This is a genomic window from Chelatococcus sp. CO-6 (assembly GCF_001271345.1).
GTDB classification, from domain to species: Bacteria; Pseudomonadota; Alphaproteobacteria; order Rhizobiales; family Beijerinckiaceae; genus Chelatococcus_A; species Chelatococcus_A caeni.
Genome location: NZ_CP012398.1, coordinates 3,014,395 through 3,027,952 on the forward strand (window position 1 = coordinate 3,014,395; position 13,558 = coordinate 3,027,952).

Sequence of the window (13,558 nt, forward strand, 5' to 3'; positions counted from 1 at the left end):
GGGCTACAGTTATCGACATCAAGGACCTCCCTCCCTGACCCCTCCTCGGGCGCGGCTCAACACCGCGCCCTTCTTTTTTGTGGAGCCGGCCGCCGGCCGGGCGGCCGCGATTGACGGGCGCCGGCGGCGATGGTCGACTTGCCCGAAACGGGCGAAGCGACCCCGCCGCAGGAGGAAACGATGATGCGCGAAGGCGTTGTGCGGGAGGCGATTCGTCCGGGCTCAGCCGGTCCGGAGGCCTGAGCCATGCGCCTGACGTTCATCGGCAGCGGCGATGCCTTCGGTTCGGGCGGGCGGTTCAACACCTGCCTCCTGGTGGAGGCCGGCCGCACCACCATGGCGGTCGATTTCGGCGCCACCTCGCTGGTCGCCCTGAAGCAGCGCGGCATCTCGCCGAACAGCATCGACACGGTCGTTCTCACGCATCTGCACGGCGATCATTTCGGCGGCCTGCCGTTTCTCCTCCTCGATGCGCAGTTCGCCTCGAGCCGCAAGACGCCGCTCACCATCGCCGGCCCGCCGGGCACGCGCGAGCGGCTGGAGGCGGCGCTCGAGGTGTTCTATCCCGGCGCCGTCGGCAACGACTGGCGCTTCCCGCTCAAGGTCATCGACATGCCCCTGCGCACGCCCTGGGCCTTCGGCGAGGCGAGGGTGGAGAGCCATGAGGTCGTCCATGCCTCGGGCGCGCCGTCGACCGGCGTGCGCGTCACGGCCGGCGGGCGCGTGCTCGCCTATTCCGGCGACACGACCTGGACCGATGCGCTCGTCGACATCGCCCGCGACGCTGACCTCTTCGTCGTCGAGTGCTACCGCCCGGCCGGGCGCACGTCGAACCACCTCGATCTCAGGACGCTCATCGCCAACCGCGACCGGTTGACGGCCCGTGCCATCATGCTGACCCACATGAGCGAGGCCATGCTGGCCGCGCAGCATGAGGCCGCCGCGGCGGGCTTCCTTCTCGCCGAGGACGGCCTGACGCGGGAGGTCTGAAGCCTATCGCAGCAGCTCGTAGGCCACCGGGTTCTCGGGGCAGACCGCAAGGCCGCATTCGAGGAAGGTGCTGAGCACGTTGAGCGCCGTGAGGCCGATGACCGCCCATACCGCCGCCTGCACGAACAGCGGAATGGCCTGAAGGGCGGGTTCCTTGCGTGTGAACTGCCCCTCCCATTGCAGCGCCAGGCCGATGGCGGCGATGGTGCAGCAGAAGGCGATGAATGCCCACGTGTAGAAATGCAGCCCCATTAGCGGCGGCCCGTAACCGGGATCGCCGGGCGCGATGTGCAGCAGGATCTGCCGCGCCGACAGCACCGCCCCCACCATGGCGGCGAGCAGCAACAGGCCGTAGTGGGCCGGTCGCGGCCCGTAGCGGATGTTGAGGGTGGGCCCCACGGCGAGCGCGGTGAAGGCAACGCGCTGCAACAGGCATAGCGGACACGGCAGGTCGCCGCCGGCCAGCTGAAAATAGAAGGCAGCGCCGAGGACGCCGGCGATGGCGTAGAGCGCCAGCGCGTTCAGCCCGCGCGCGAGGGCGATGGTCGGCATCAGGACCTCAGATGCTGTCCATGGTTCAAGGTCGTTCGGCGCTGCAATGGCCCGAAGGGCTTCACGGTCCTGTACTGACGCTTGTCCTGATGCGACGACTACCGCACCGTGACGGTGATGCAGCCGGAGAGGGTGACACCTGGGGCCTTCGCCGTCGTATTCGTCGTGCAGAAGGTGTCGTTGCCCTTGAAGCCCTTGTTGGGCGTATAGACGAGGCCGCTCTTCGTCACGCTGACCTTGCCGGCGCTCGGCGCCCTGGTAAGGGCGACGTTCGTGGCCGGAACGCTCGTCTTGTCCCGTTCATTGATGACGTTGGTAAAGCCGATGCGGCAGGCCTTGTCGGCCGCAGTCATCTCGAACTGGCCGGCGCCTGCGCCACGGCCCCATCCCCGGCCGTTGCTGCCAGTGCATGCGGCCTGCGCTGCTGACAATGTCAGGCATCCGACCACGAAGCCCGTGGTCAAAGTCACGAGAACGCGCATAATGCCCCCTTTCATGAGCTGGCAAAGCCACGGCTCATTGAAACCCCATGAAGAACGCGCACCTCAGATGAAATTGTCCACTATTTATAGCAAGCAGAGATCTGAATTTACAATCCTCGAATGCGCTCGGACCTGAAATTAGGGGCGGGTGGCGTGATATTTCATTCGCAGATACACGATCTCCATCTTCCGGACGGAAACTCAGAAGGCGAGGGGCAGCCTGTCCGTGGCATGGTAGAAATAAAGCCCGGCCGTCAGCGCGAGCGAGGCGGCGAAGCACGCGATCGCCGCGCCGCGTCCGTACAGCCAGGCGACCAGCATGGTGACGAGAAAGGCCGAGAAGGCGACGGTCGCATCCATTGGCTCGCCCCCGTAAAAGGCAGGCGCCGGGCGGCGTCCCGCCCGGCAAAGAAGGTCAGCGGTCGAGGCGTGCGATGAGGGACGAGGTGTCCCACCGGTTGCCGCCGAGGCGCTGCACCTCGGAATAGAACTGGTCGACGAGCGCGGTGACGGGCAGGTGGGCGCCGTTGTGACGCGCCTCGGCCAGGCAGATGCCCAGGTCCTTGCGCATCCAGTCGACGGCGAAGCCGAAGTCGAACTTGTCCTCGTTCATGGTCTTCCAGCGGTTCTCCATCTGCCAGGACTGCGCGGCGCCCTTGGAGATGACGGAGATCACCGCCTCGACGTCGAGCCCCGCCTTCTTGGCGAAATGGACGCCTTCCGAGAGCGCCTGCACGAGGCCGGCGATGCAGATCTGGTTGACCATCTTGGTGAGCTGGCCGGCACCGGAGGGGCCGAGCAGCCGGCAGGCGCGGGCAAAGCTCGCGATGACCGGCTCGGCCTTGGCGTAGTCGGCCGCATCGCCGCCGCACATCACGGTCAGCACGCCGTTCTCGGCACCGGCCTGCCCGCCGGAGACCGGTGCGTCGACGAAGCCGAGCCCCATCTCCTTCGCCTTCGCATAAAGCTCGCGCGCCACTTCCGCCGAGGCGGTGGTGTGGTCGACGAAGATGGCGCCGGGCTTCATGCCGGCGAAGGCGCCGTCCGGGCCGATGGTGACGGCGCGCAGGTCGTCGTCGTTGCCGACGCAGGAAAAGACGATGTCCTGGCCCTCGGCCGCGGCCCTCGGCGTCGCGGCCGCGCGCCCGCCGTTCTCGGCCACCCACTTCTCGGCCTTGGCGGCCGTGCGGTTGTAGACGGTGACCTCATGGCCCTTGTCCTTGAGGTGGCGCGCCATGGGATAGCCCATGACGCCGAGCCCGAGAAAGGCAACCTTCATGTGTTCCGCTCCCGATGATTGGCGGGCCGATGGCGCGCACCGGGCCCGCGCCGGTTGATCATGCCGGCTTCAGATGCCGCGTCAGCCGCCGCTCGGCGACCGCCCACAGACGACGTACCCCCTCGACGAGGATGAGGTAAAGGGCCGCTGCCCACAAATAGACCTGGAAATCGAAGCTGCGCGAGAAGGCGAGCCGCGTCACGCCCATGACGTCGTAGATGGTGATGAGCGAGACGATGGCGCTCGCCTTGATCATCAGGATCAGCTCGTTGCCAAGCGGGCGCAGCGCGGTGACGAGCGCCTGCGGCAGCACCACCTTCACGAAGGCGAGCCAGCGCGGCAGGCCGAGGGCGAAGGCGGCCTCGTTCTGGCCGCCGGGGACAGCCTGGATGCCGCCGCGCAGGATTTCCGCCTGGTAGGCCGCGGTATTGAGCGTGAAGGTCAGCAGCGCGCAGAACCACGCGTCGCGGAAGAACGTCCACAGCCCCACCGCCTCGAAGGCGTCGCGCAATTGCCCGGCGCCGTAATAGACGAGGAAGACCTGGGCGAGCAGCGGCGTGCCGCGGAAGAAGTACACATAGGAATAGGCGAGGGTGCGCAGCACACTGCTCTTCGACAGGCGCGCGAGCGCCACCGGCACGGCGAGCAGGCCGCCGAGGATGAAGGAAATCCCCACGAGCTGCAGCGTGACGAGGACGCCGTCGAGAAAGCGCGGGCCGTAACGCGCCATGAGATCGAGGTTGATGAGGCCGCCGAGAAAGTCGCTCATGCGGGCCTCCGCACCTGGCCGCGGCTCGTCCGCGCCTCGAGCCAGCCGAGCGCCCCGCCCGACAGCATGGAGAAGAAGAGATAGACGAGGCACGCGACGAAATAGAAGAACAGCGGCTCCTTCGTGCTGCCCACGGCGATGTTGGTCTGGCGCATCAGGTCGGCGAGGGCGATGGTCGAGACGAGCGACGTGTCCTTCAGCAGCACCAGCCAGTTGTTGCCGAGGCCGGGCAGCGCGACGCGGACGAGCTGCGGCAGGACGACGAGGCGAAAGCTGAGGCGGGCGGAGAGGCCGAGCGCGCGTGCCGCCTCGCGCTGCCCGTTCGGGATGGCGTTGAGGGCCCCCACCCACACCTCGCTGGAGAAGGCGGCAAGCACCAGCCCGAGGGCGACGAAGCCGGCGAGGAAGGAATTGACCTGGATCTGCGCCGTGTAGCCGACGGCGGATGCCAGCTTCTGCAGCAGGAGCTGGCCGCCGTAATAGACGATGAAAAGCGTCAGCAGTTCGGGCAGGCCGCGGAAGACGGTGGTGAAGACGACCGCGACATTGCGGGCGATGCGGCTGCCGGAGCGCTGGCCGAGGGCGACGAAAAGGCCGAGCATGAGCCCGAAGGGCAGGGTGAGCACCGCAAGCGCGATGGTGATGAGCGCGCCCTGCGCGAGTTCGTCCCCCCAGCCGTCGGGCCCGAAGGAGAGAAGGTCGAGATAATAGGTCATCCATTCACCGCCGGTGCCGCAGGCGGACCTCGGCGAGCCCTGCATCTGCGGTGGCTGTCGGAGCTGCCGTCAGCAACAGTGGGGACGAGAGCGCCCGCCCCCTCTTCCCGCCCGCAGGGAGGGGACGGCAGCCGCGGGCGCCATGCCTGGCTTCGAATCATGAGGCTGGCCCCCGCCCCCCAATCCCTCTCCCGGCAAGGAGAAGGATCGCTTGCGCCCCGCATGAGGCATTCGGCTCAATAGATCTCGAAGTCGAAGTACTTCTTCGCGATCGTGTCGTAGGTGCCGTCGGCGCGGATATCGGCGATGGCCTTGTTCAGGAGCTCCTTGAGGTCCTGGTCGCCCTTGCGGACGGCAAGGCCGATGCCCTCGCCGAAATACTGCGCGTACTGCTTGTCGTCGACGTCGCCGAGGACCTTGCAGCAATCGGCTCCATCCTTCTTCAGCCAGTCGAGCAGCACGATCTTGTCGGCGAAGACGGTGTCGACGCGGCCCGACTTGAGGTCGGCGTTCGCCTCGTCGAGCGTGGGATAGAGCTTCACCGTGACGCCCTCGGGCCCGTAGACGTCCTCGAGCATCGTCGCGTGGGTGGTGGAGGACTGGGCGCCGACGATCTTGCCCTTGAGGTCGGCCGGGGCGACGCCGGTCAGCTTCGTGTCCTTGGGCGCGACGAAGGACACCGGCGCGCTGGCGTAGCGCTCCGTGAAATCCACCTGCTGCTTCCGTTCCTCGGTGATCGACATCGAGGCGGCGATGGCGTCGTACTTGTTGGCGATGAGGGCCGGGATGAGGCCGTCCCAGTCCTGCGCCACGACGGTGCATTTGGCCCCCACCTTGTCGCAGAGCGCCTTGGCGATGTCGACGTCGAAGCCCTGCAGTTCACCGTTGGAACCGACGAAGTTGAACGGGGGATAGGCGCCTTCCGTGGCGATGCGGATTTCCTTCCATTCCTTGGCGGAGGCCGCGCCCGTCAGGGCGAGAAGCGTGGCGGCAACGGCAATGGTCAAGCGCATGATGAACCCCTGGATCGGCTATTCTTCTGTTGTCCTGGCGGCTTTCGGCCGGCCGGGCGCTGGCGTGATGTTTCCACGATCGCCACATTTCGGGCAAGGCATGTGGATGATTTGCCGCAAGGTGATGCGCCGGCCCGCCCTCAGGGTGCGACCCTCTCGGTGTTGACCGGGTCTGCCACCCGTCCCAATGTGCGCCCGTTCTAAGGAGGAACGAGATGGTGACGCGGGAGACGATTCTGGAGCGGCTGGCGAGCGTGGCGGGGCCCGACGGCAAGACGCCCCTGCCGCAATCGGGGGCGCTGTCCGAGGTCGTCGTCCAGGATGGCAAGGTCTATTTCTCCATCGCCATCGATCCTGCCCGTTCCATGGAGCTCGAGGCGATGCGCCGGGCGGCCGAGGAGGCGGCGGCCTCCGTGCCGGGCATCGACCAGGCCATCGTCACCCTGACGTCCGACCGGCCGGCGGGGTCAGGGCCTTCCGCCCCGCCCCAGCGCCAGCCCGGGCCGCGCGCGGCGGCGGCGCAGGCCAAGGCGGCCGTGGCCGGCGTGCGCCACATCATCGCCGTGGCGAGCGGCAAGGGCGGCGTCGGCAAGTCGACCACCGCCTGCAACCTCGCGCTGGCGCTCGCCCGCACCGGCCTCTCCGTCGGCGTGCTCGACGCCGACATCTACGGCCCCTCGATGCCGCGCCTCTTCGCCCTCAAGGGCCGGCCGCAGGTCGTCTCCGGCCGCACGCTGAAGCCGCTCGAGGGCTACGGCCTCAAGGTCATGTCCATCGGCTTCCTCGTGGAGGAGGAGGCGGCCATGATCTGGCGCGGGCCGATGGTGATGTCCGCCATCCAGCAGATGCTGCGCGAGGTGGCCTGGGGCGATCTCGACGTGCTCGTCGTCGACATGCCGCCGGGCACCGGCGATGCCCAGCTCACCATGGCCCAGGCCGTGCCGCTCGCCGGCGCCGTCATCGTCTCGACGCCGCAGGATCTCGCGCTCATCGATGCGCGCCGGGGCGTCGCCATGTTCCGCCGGGTCGACGTGCCCATCCTCGGCGTCGTCGAGAACATGAGCACCTTCATCTGCCCCCATTGCGGCAACGCCTCCGACATCTTCGGCCACGGCGGCGCGCGCCACGAGGCGGAGCGCCTCGGCGTGCCCTTCCTCGGCGAGGTGCCGCTGCACATGACGATCCGCGAAAAGTCCGACGCGGGCCTGCCCGTTGTCGTCAGCGAGCCCGACGGCCCCCACGCCAGGGCCTATCTCGACATCGCCCGCAAGATCGCGGCCGGGCTCGCCGGCGGGACCGCCGGCCGTGCCGCTCCGCGCATCGTGATCGAGTGAGGCGATCGACACCCGCTCGCGCCGTGCGAAAAATCCAGGGGCCCAGCACGAGATTCCGTCTTGAATCGCTGCGCGGACTGCCTTCATGTGCACGCCACAGAGGGAGTGCGGCAACGAACCGCCAAGGCCAAACGGGAGAGCTCAGAGGAGACGAACGGATATGAAGCGTCGCCAGTTTTTGACCGCGGCAGGCACGGGCCTCGCCGCCGGCGCGGTTGCCATGCCCGCCATTGCCCAGTCCATGCCGGAAGTGAAGTGGCGTCTGACGTCGAGCTTCCCGAAGTCGCTCGACACCATCTTCGGCGCCGCCGAGCTGTTCGCGAAGGCCGTGTCCGAGGCGACGGACGGCAAGTTCCAGATCCAGGTCTTTGCGGCCGGCGAACTGGTGCCCGGCCTGCAGGCGCTCGACGCGGTGCAGAACAGCACCGTCGAGATGTGCCATTCCGCGTCCTACTACTACGTGGGCAAGGACCCGACCTACGCGCTCGGCACCGCCGTGCCCTTCGGCCTCAACGCCCGCATGATGAACGCCTGGTTCTTGCACGGCGGCGGCCTCGAGGTGCTGAACGAGTTCTACAAGAAGTCGGGCCTCTACATGCTGCCGGGCGGCAACACCGGCACCCAGATGGGCGGCTGGTTCCGCAAGGAGATCAAGTCGGTCGACGATCTCAAGGGCCTCAAGATGCGCATCGCCGGCATCGCCGGCCAGGTGCTCGCCAAGCTCGGCACCGTGCCGCAGCAGATCGCCGGCGGCGACATCTACCCGGCGCTCGAGAAGGGCACCATCGACGCGGCCGAGTGGGTCGGCCCCTATGACGACGAGAAGCTCGGCTTCCAGAAGGTCGCGCAGTACTACTACTACCCCGGCTTCTGGGAAGGCTGCGCGGCGCTCAACTTCTTCTTCAACGAGGCGAAGTGGAACGAGCTGCCGGAGATCTACCGCTCCGTCGTGACGACGGCGGCGGCGCGCGCCAATGCCGACATGCAGGCGAGCTACGACGCCAAGAACCCGGGCGCGGTCAAGCGCCTCGTGGCGAGCGGCGCCCAGCTGCGCCCCTTCCCGCAGGAGGTCATGGAGGCCTGCTACAAGTCGGCCAACGAGATTTACGAGGAAACCTCGGCCAAGAACGCCGATTTCAAGAAGATCTACGACCACATGCGCGCGTTCCGCAACGACGAGTACCTGTGGTTCCAGGTGGCGGAATACACCTACGACAACTTCATGATCCGCGCCCGCGCGCGCGGCTGAGGTTCGCCTTTTCCGACGAGGCTCGTCCTCGCCAGCGAAGCGCCCGGCGGCTGTCCGCCGGGCGCTTTTGCGTTCGGCTTCCTTTCCTCTCCTGCCCGGCGTGCCGCCCCCGCGCCATGCCGTCGAAGGAACCTCGCTGCACCCAACTTTCTTCCCAGTTGTGCTCGGGCCGCGAATATGCCTCAGTCGCGAGTGGTCGCGGCGCGCGAAAAAACAGAGGGGCGCCCGGGACCAGTGCAACCTTGGGAGGAAATGTATGAAGCGTCGTCAATTTCTGGGTGCCGCGAGCGCTGGGCTCGCGGCAGGCGCTCTCGCTCGGCCTGCGATCGCGCAGTCGATGCCGGAGATCAAGTGGCGCCTGACCTCGAGCTTCCCGAAATCGCTCGACACGATCTTCGGCGCGGCCGAGGTCTTTGCGAAGGCCGTGTCCGAGGCGAGCGACGGCAAGTTCCAGATCCAGGTGTTCTCGGCAGGCGAGATCGTGCCCGGCCTGCAGGCGCTCGACGCCGTGCAGAACGGCACCGTCGAGATGTGCCACACCGCGCCCTATTACTACGTCGGCAAGGACCCGACCTTCGCCTTCGCCACGGCCGTTCCCTTCGGTCTCAATGCCCGCCAGCAGAATGCCTGGTTCTATCACGGCGGCGGCATGGACCTGCTCAACGCGTTCTTCGCCAAGTACAACGCCTTTGCGCTGCCTGGCGGCAATACCGGCTGTCAGATGGGTGGCTGGTTCCGCAAGGAGATCAAGACGACCGATGATCTCAAGGGCCTCAAGATGCGCATCGGCGGCTTCGCCGGCCAGGTGCTCGCCAAGCTCGACGCCGTGCCGCAGCAGATCGCCGGCGGTGACATCTACCCGGCGCTCGAGAAGGGCACGATTGACGCGGCGGAATGGGTCGGCCCCTACGACGACGAGAAGCTCGGCTTCCAGAAGGTCGCGAAGTACTACTACTATCCCGGCTGGTGGGAGGGCGGCGCCGCCCTCCACTTCATGATCAACAAGGCGAAGTGGGACGAGCTGCCGGCCGCCTACAAGGCGCTGTTCCACGCCGCGGCCGGCATCGCCAATGTCGACATGCTGGCGAAATACGACGCCAAGAACCCGGCCGCTCTCAAGCGCCTCGTGGCCGGCGGTGCCCAGCTGCGGCCCTTCCCGCAGCCGGTGCTCGACGCCTGCCTCGAGGCCTCCGCCGAGCTCTACAGCGAGACCTCGGCCAAGAACGCCGAGTTCAAGAAGATCTACGACAGCATGATGGCGTTCCGGAACGAGGAATATCTGTGGTGGCAGGTGGCCGAGTACACCTACGACAACTTCATGATCCGCGCCCGCGCCCGCGGGTGAGATGAACCGCCGGAAGCCCGGCACGGAAGGCCCCGCTCCGGCGGGGCCTTTTGTTTGGAACGCTCGAAAGGCATTGTTTCACCCTTGCTCTTTTGCCGGCCGGGCAGCACAGATAGCGCACCAAACGGGGAGCGGGCGGCAATGATCCGCCCTCAAGGGAGAAACGACCTTAAGGAGTTGAGAGGATGAAGCGTCGTCAGTTCCTGCAGACGGCCGGCGTCGGCCTTGCAGCCGGCACGATTGCCGCGCCCGCCGTCGCCCAGTCGGCCCCCGAGATCAAGTGGCGCCTGACGTCGAGCTATCCGAAGTCCCTCGACACGATCTACGGCGGCGGCGAAGTGCTGGCCAAGGCCGTCTCGGAGGCCACGGACGGCAAGTTCCAGATCCAGGTCTTCGCGGCGGGCGAGATCGTGCCCGGCCTGCAGGCGCTCGACGCGGTCGAGAACGGCACGGTCGAGATGTGCCATTCGGCGCCGTATTTCTACGTCGGCAAGGATCCGACCTTCGCCTTCGGCACCGCCGTGCCCTTCGGCCTCAACACGCGCCAGCAGAATGCCTGGTTCAACCACTCCGACGGCATGACGCTGCTCAACGAGCTCTACGGCAAGTTCGGCACCTACGGGCTTCCGGGCGGCAACACGACGGCCCAGATGGGCGGCTGGTTCCGCAAGGAGATCAAGACGATCGACGATCTCAAGGGCCTCAAGATGCGCATCGGCGGCCTCGGCGGCCAGGTGCTCGCGAAGCTCGGCGTGGTGCCGCAGCAGATCGCCGGCGGCGACATCTATCCGGCGCTGGAGAAGGGCTCTCTCGATGCGGCCGAGTGGGCCGGCCCCTACGACGACGAGAAGCTCGGCTTCCAGAAGGTCGCGCCCTATTACTATTATCCCGGCTTCTGGGAGGGCGGCGCCTCCATCCACTTCTTCATCAACAAGGCGAAGTGGGAAGGGCTGCCGAAGAACTACCAGGCGATCCTGCGCCAGGCGGCGGCCTTCACCAATGCCGACATGATCGAGAAGTACGATGCCGGCAACCCGGCGGCGCTGAAGCGCCTCGTTGCCTCCGGCGCGCAGCTGCGCCCCTTCTCGCAGGAGATCCTGGAAGCCTCGCTCAAGGCCACCAACGAGATCTTCGACGAGATCGCCGCCAAGAACGAGCTGTTCAAGCGCACCTACGATTCGATGAGGAGCTTCCGCAACGACGAATATCTGTGGTGGCAGGTGTGCGAGTACACCTACGACAACTTCATGATCCGCAACCGCAACCGCGGGTGACGCGGGCTCGTCGACAGCCAACAGCGAAAGGGCCCCGGCATCGCCGGGGCCCTTTTCATTTCTTCGTCGATCAGTCGAACTTCGGCGGGCCGAGGTCCATCGGCGGGGCGAACTGGTCGAGCCCCGGCGCGAGGTTCTGCAGCTGCTCCTCGAGCTGCTGCTCGTCGAGCTCCACGTGGCCCGACTTGTAGTGCAGCACCATCTGCGGGAACAGCATGACGAGCGCCACCATGAGGATCTGGATGAAGATGAAGGGCAGGGCGCCCCAGTAGATCTGGCTCGTCAGGATCGGCGCCGTGGTCTTGCCGGTCAGCCGGTCGCGGTAGGCCTGCCGCGGCGCGACGGAGCGCAGGTAGAACAGCGCGAAGCCGAACGGCGGCGTCAGGAAGCTCGTCTGCAGGTTGATGGCGAGGATGACGCCGAACCAGATGAGGTCGATCCCCAGCCGCTCCACCGCCGGCACCAGGAGGGGAATGATGATGAAGGCGATCTCGAAGAAGTCGAGGAAGCAGCCGAGCACGAAGACGAGGATGTTGACGAAGAGCAGGAAGCCGATCTCGCCGCCCGGCAGGGCGACCAGCAGTTCCTCCACCCACTTGTGCCCATCGACCCCGTAGAAGGTGAGCGCGAAGACGCGCGCGCCGAGGAGGATGAAGAGCACGAAGGCGGACAGTTTCGCCGTCGAGAACGTCGCCTGGCGCAGGAGGTCGAAGGTGAGCCGGCGCTTGAAGAGCGCCAGCAGCACGGCCCCCGTCGCGCCCATGGCGCCGCCCTCGGTCGGCGTGGCGACGCCGATGAAGATGGTGCCGAGCACGAGGAAGACGAGCGCCAGCGGCGGCACCATGACGAAGATGACCTCCTCCGCCATGCGCGACAGCAGCTTGAGCCGCAGGAGCTTGTTGATGAGCGCGAGCGCGAAGGCGATGGCCACCGCGAGCGTCAAGGTGAGCACGACGAGGTCCGCCAGGTTGCGCACGTTGCTGCGCTGCATGACGAGATAGGCGGCCGTGCCGGCGATCACCGTCACGACGAGCAGCGACAGGCGCCGCGCGCGGCCGTCGGGATCGTTGAGCGTCTGCGCTTCCGGCGGCAGGCCGGGGGCCATCTTCGGGCTCGCCATGCTGGCCACGAAGACGTAGCCCGCATAGAGCAGCGTCAGCACCACGCCGGGGATGAAGGCGCCCTGATACATGTCGCCCACCGAGCGGCCGAGCTGGTCGGCCATGACGATCAGCACGAGCGAGGGCGGGATGATCTGCGCCAGCGTGCCCGAGGCGGCGATGATGCCGGTGGCGAGGCGCCGGTCATAGCCGTAGCGCAGCATGATCGGCAGCGAGATGAGGCCCATGGAGATGACCGAGGCCGCGACGACGCCGGTGGTCGCCGCGAGCAGCGCGCCGACGAAGACCACCGCATAGGCGACGCCGCCCCGCACCGTGCCGAACAACTGCCCGATGGTGTCGAGCAGGTCCTCCGCCATGCCCGATCGCTCCAGGATGAGCCCCATGAAGGTGAAGAAGGGGATGGCCAGGAGCACGTCGTTGTTCATCGTGCCGTAGACGCGCTCCGGCAGGGCCTGCAGGAAGTCGGGCACGAACAGGCCGAGCTCGATGCCGATGAGGCCGAAGATGAGCCCGTTGGCCGCCAGCGCGAAGGCCACCGGATAGCCGAGCAGAAGGAAGAGGACGAGCGCCGCGAACATGATCGGCGCCATGTTGTGGATGAAGAACTCCACCATGGAGAGGCTCCTGAAGCGTTCGCGGATTGTCAGGGCCGGCTGGAGCCGGCACCGGGCCCGAGGTTGTGGATCATCTGCTCCGCTTCGGCCACCTCTGGCGGAAGTTCAGCATCGGCGTGGGGGTCGTCGATGTCGCCGCGCAGCACCGCGATACGCTTGATGAGCTCCGAAACCGCCTGCACCAGCAGCAGGGCAAAGCCGAGCGGCACCAGCATCTTGGCCGGCCATTGCGGCAGGCCGCCCGCATTGAGCGACTGCTCGTTGATGGCGTAGGAGCGCTCGGCGAAGGGGATCGACGTGAGCAGCATCACGACGCACAGCGGCATGAGGAAGAAGACCGTGCCGAAGAGCTCGATCCAGTTCCGCACGCGGGCCGAGAGGCGGGCGTGCACCACGTCGATGCGAATATGCTCGTTGACGATCAGGGTCCACGGCGCGCACATCAGGAACACCGCGCCGAACAGGACCCACTGCAGCTCCAGCCAGGCGTTCGACGACATGTCGAATGCCTTGCGGATGATGGCATTTACGGCTGAAACGGCGATCGCGACCACGATCAGCCAGGCAACCCAGCGGCCGATGCGCGCATTGACCGCGTCAATGGCCCTCGAAATCGCAAGTAGAATCGACACGTAGCATCCCTTCCCGGACCGTCCGCTACCTCTCGTCTGGAGGTTTTTCCCCTGGAGGGCGGCCATTGACCGGGTCTGACGCCCACCGCCCGGCACGGGTGGTAGCGCATCGTTCAGTCGCATACAAGAAGGGCGCATCCGCCTTCCTGCACCGATGACGGGCTTGTTAGACGATGGTCTAAAAT

13 protein-coding genes and 1 pseudogene are annotated in these 13,558 nt (G+C 66.8%); 5 read left to right on the forward strand and 9 right to left on the reverse strand.

The features are described 5' to 3' along the window. The first annotated feature begins 246 nt into the window (after window positions 1-246). Window positions 247-990, forward strand: coding sequence for an MBL fold metallo-hydrolase (locus AL346_RS14235; protein WP_019400559.1), 744 nt, complete (start codon window positions 247-249; stop codon window positions 988-990). 3 nt (window positions 991-993) lie between these two features. Here the strand turns inward: AL346_RS14235 and AL346_RS14240 are convergent, their stop codons facing one another. The 7 genes and pseudogenes from AL346_RS14240 to AL346_RS14265 all read right to left on the reverse strand — a co-directional run bounded on the left by AL346_RS14240 (window position 994) and on the right by AL346_RS14265 (window position 5,801). Next, on the reverse strand, window positions 994-1,542 hold the full coding sequence (locus AL346_RS14240; RefSeq protein WP_019400558.1) for a disulfide bond formation protein B: 549 nt from the start codon (window positions 1,540-1,542) through the stop codon (window positions 994-996). A 98-nt stretch (window positions 1,543-1,640) separates the two neighbouring features. Next, a complete protein-coding gene (locus tag AL346_RS14245; RefSeq protein ID WP_019400557.1) occupies window positions 1,641-1,895 on the reverse strand; it encodes an Ig-like domain-containing protein in 255 nt (84 codons plus the stop codon). Between the two features lie 330 nt (window positions 1,896-2,225). Then, window positions 2,226-2,384 (reverse strand): DUF5993 family protein, encoded by a 159-nt coding sequence (locus AL346_RS25090; protein ID WP_019400556.1) that lies wholly within the window; start codon window positions 2,382-2,384, stop codon window positions 2,226-2,228. A 55-nt stretch (window positions 2,385-2,439) separates the two neighbouring features. Then, a pseudogene (locus AL346_RS14250) lies at window positions 2,440-3,327 on the reverse strand (NAD(P)-dependent oxidoreductase); the annotation flags it as partial. 34 nt (window positions 3,328-3,361) lie between these two features. Then, a complete protein-coding gene (locus tag AL346_RS14255; RefSeq protein ID WP_019400554.1) occupies window positions 3,362-4,072 on the reverse strand; it encodes an ABC transporter permease in 711 nt (236 codons plus the stop codon). Beyond that, a complete protein-coding gene (locus AL346_RS14260) occupies window positions 4,069-4,788 on the reverse strand; it encodes an ABC transporter permease (RefSeq protein ID WP_019400553.1) in 720 nt (239 codons plus the stop codon). Before AL346_RS14260 ends, AL346_RS14255 begins: the two co-directional genes overlap by 4 nt. Before the next feature lie 236 nt (window positions 4,789-5,024). Continuing rightward, on the reverse strand, window positions 5,025-5,801 hold the full coding sequence (locus AL346_RS14265) for an ABC transporter substrate-binding protein (protein WP_019400552.1): 777 nt from the start codon (window positions 5,799-5,801) through the stop codon (window positions 5,025-5,027). Window positions 5,802-6,016: 215 nt separating this feature from the next. Between AL346_RS14265 and apbC the strand changes: the two genes are divergently transcribed. The 4 genes from apbC to AL346_RS14285 all read left to right on the forward strand — a co-directional run bounded on the left by apbC (window position 6,017) and on the right by AL346_RS14285 (window position 11,003). After that, window positions 6,017-7,135 (forward strand): iron-sulfur cluster carrier protein ApbC, encoded by a 1,119-nt coding sequence (gene apbC / locus AL346_RS14270; protein WP_019400551.1) that lies wholly within the window; start codon window positions 6,017-6,019, stop codon window positions 7,133-7,135. Between the two features lie 160 nt (window positions 7,136-7,295). After that, on the forward strand, window positions 7,296-8,384 hold the full coding sequence (locus AL346_RS14275; protein ID WP_019400550.1) for a TRAP transporter substrate-binding protein: 1,089 nt from the start codon (window positions 7,296-7,298) through the stop codon (window positions 8,382-8,384). Window positions 8,385-8,640: 256 nt separating this feature from the next. Continuing rightward, on the forward strand, window positions 8,641-9,729 hold the full coding sequence (locus AL346_RS14280; RefSeq protein WP_026014838.1) for a TRAP transporter substrate-binding protein: 1,089 nt from the start codon (window positions 8,641-8,643) through the stop codon (window positions 9,727-9,729). A gap of 185 nt (window positions 9,730-9,914) precedes the next feature. Then, window positions 9,915-11,003 carry a TRAP transporter substrate-binding protein gene (locus AL346_RS14285; RefSeq protein WP_019400548.1) on the forward strand — a complete coding sequence of 363 codons (1,089 nt, stop codon included), beginning with the start codon at window positions 9,915-9,917 and terminating at the stop codon, window positions 11,001-11,003. Window positions 11,004-11,073: 70 nt separating this feature from the next. On the opposite strand, the gene AL346_RS14290 is transcribed toward AL346_RS14285, so the two are convergent. Both AL346_RS14290 and AL346_RS14295 read right to left on the reverse strand, forming a co-directional pair. After that, entirely contained in the window at window positions 11,074-12,741 is a 1,668-nt protein-coding gene (locus AL346_RS14290; protein WP_019400547.1) for a TRAP transporter large permease subunit, read from the reverse strand. 29 nt (window positions 12,742-12,770) lie between these two features. Continuing rightward, the gene (locus AL346_RS14295) at window positions 12,771-13,373 is read right to left on the reverse strand and encodes a TRAP transporter small permease subunit (RefSeq protein ID WP_019400546.1); all 603 of its coding nucleotides are present in this window, start codon (window positions 13,371-13,373) and stop codon (window positions 12,771-12,773) included. Window positions 13,374-13,558 lie beyond the last annotated feature (185 nt).

Bases quoted from the DNA above. Each gene is read 5' to 3' on its own strand.
- AL346_RS14235 (WP_019400559.1), top strand. From the start codon at position 247: ATGCGCCTGACGTTCATCGGCAGCGGCGATGCCTTCGGTTCGGGCGGG.
- AL346_RS14240 (WP_019400558.1), bottom strand. From the start codon at position 1,542: ATGCCGACCATCGCCCTCGCGCGCGGGCTGAACGCGCTGGCGCTCTAC.
- AL346_RS14245 (WP_019400557.1), bottom strand. From the start codon at position 1,895: ATGACTGCGGCCGACAAGGCCTGCCGCATCGGCTTTACCAACGTCATC.
- AL346_RS25090 (WP_019400556.1), bottom strand. From the start codon at position 2,384: ATGGATGCGACCGTCGCCTTCTCGGCCTTTCTCGTCACCATGCTGGTC.
- AL346_RS14255 (WP_019400554.1), bottom strand. From the start codon at position 4,072: ATGAGCGACTTTCTCGGCGGCCTCATCAACCTCGATCTCATGGCGCGT.
- AL346_RS14260 (WP_019400553.1), bottom strand. From the start codon at position 4,788: ATGACCTATTATCTCGACCTTCTCTCCTTCGGGCCCGACGGCTGGGGG.
- AL346_RS14265 (WP_019400552.1), bottom strand. From the start codon at position 5,801: ATGCGCTTGACCATTGCCGTTGCCGCCACGCTTCTCGCCCTGACGGGC.
- apbC (WP_019400551.1), top strand. From the start codon at position 6,017: ATGGTGACGCGGGAGACGATTCTGGAGCGGCTGGCGAGCGTGGCGGGG.
- AL346_RS14275 (WP_019400550.1), top strand. From the start codon at position 7,296: ATGAAGCGTCGCCAGTTTTTGACCGCGGCAGGCACGGGCCTCGCCGCC.
- AL346_RS14280 (WP_026014838.1), top strand. From the start codon at position 8,641: ATGAAGCGTCGTCAATTTCTGGGTGCCGCGAGCGCTGGGCTCGCGGCA.
- AL346_RS14285 (WP_019400548.1), top strand. From the start codon at position 9,915: ATGAAGCGTCGTCAGTTCCTGCAGACGGCCGGCGTCGGCCTTGCAGCC.
- AL346_RS14290 (WP_019400547.1), bottom strand. From the start codon at position 12,741: ATGGTGGAGTTCTTCATCCACAACATGGCGCCGATCATGTTCGCGGCG.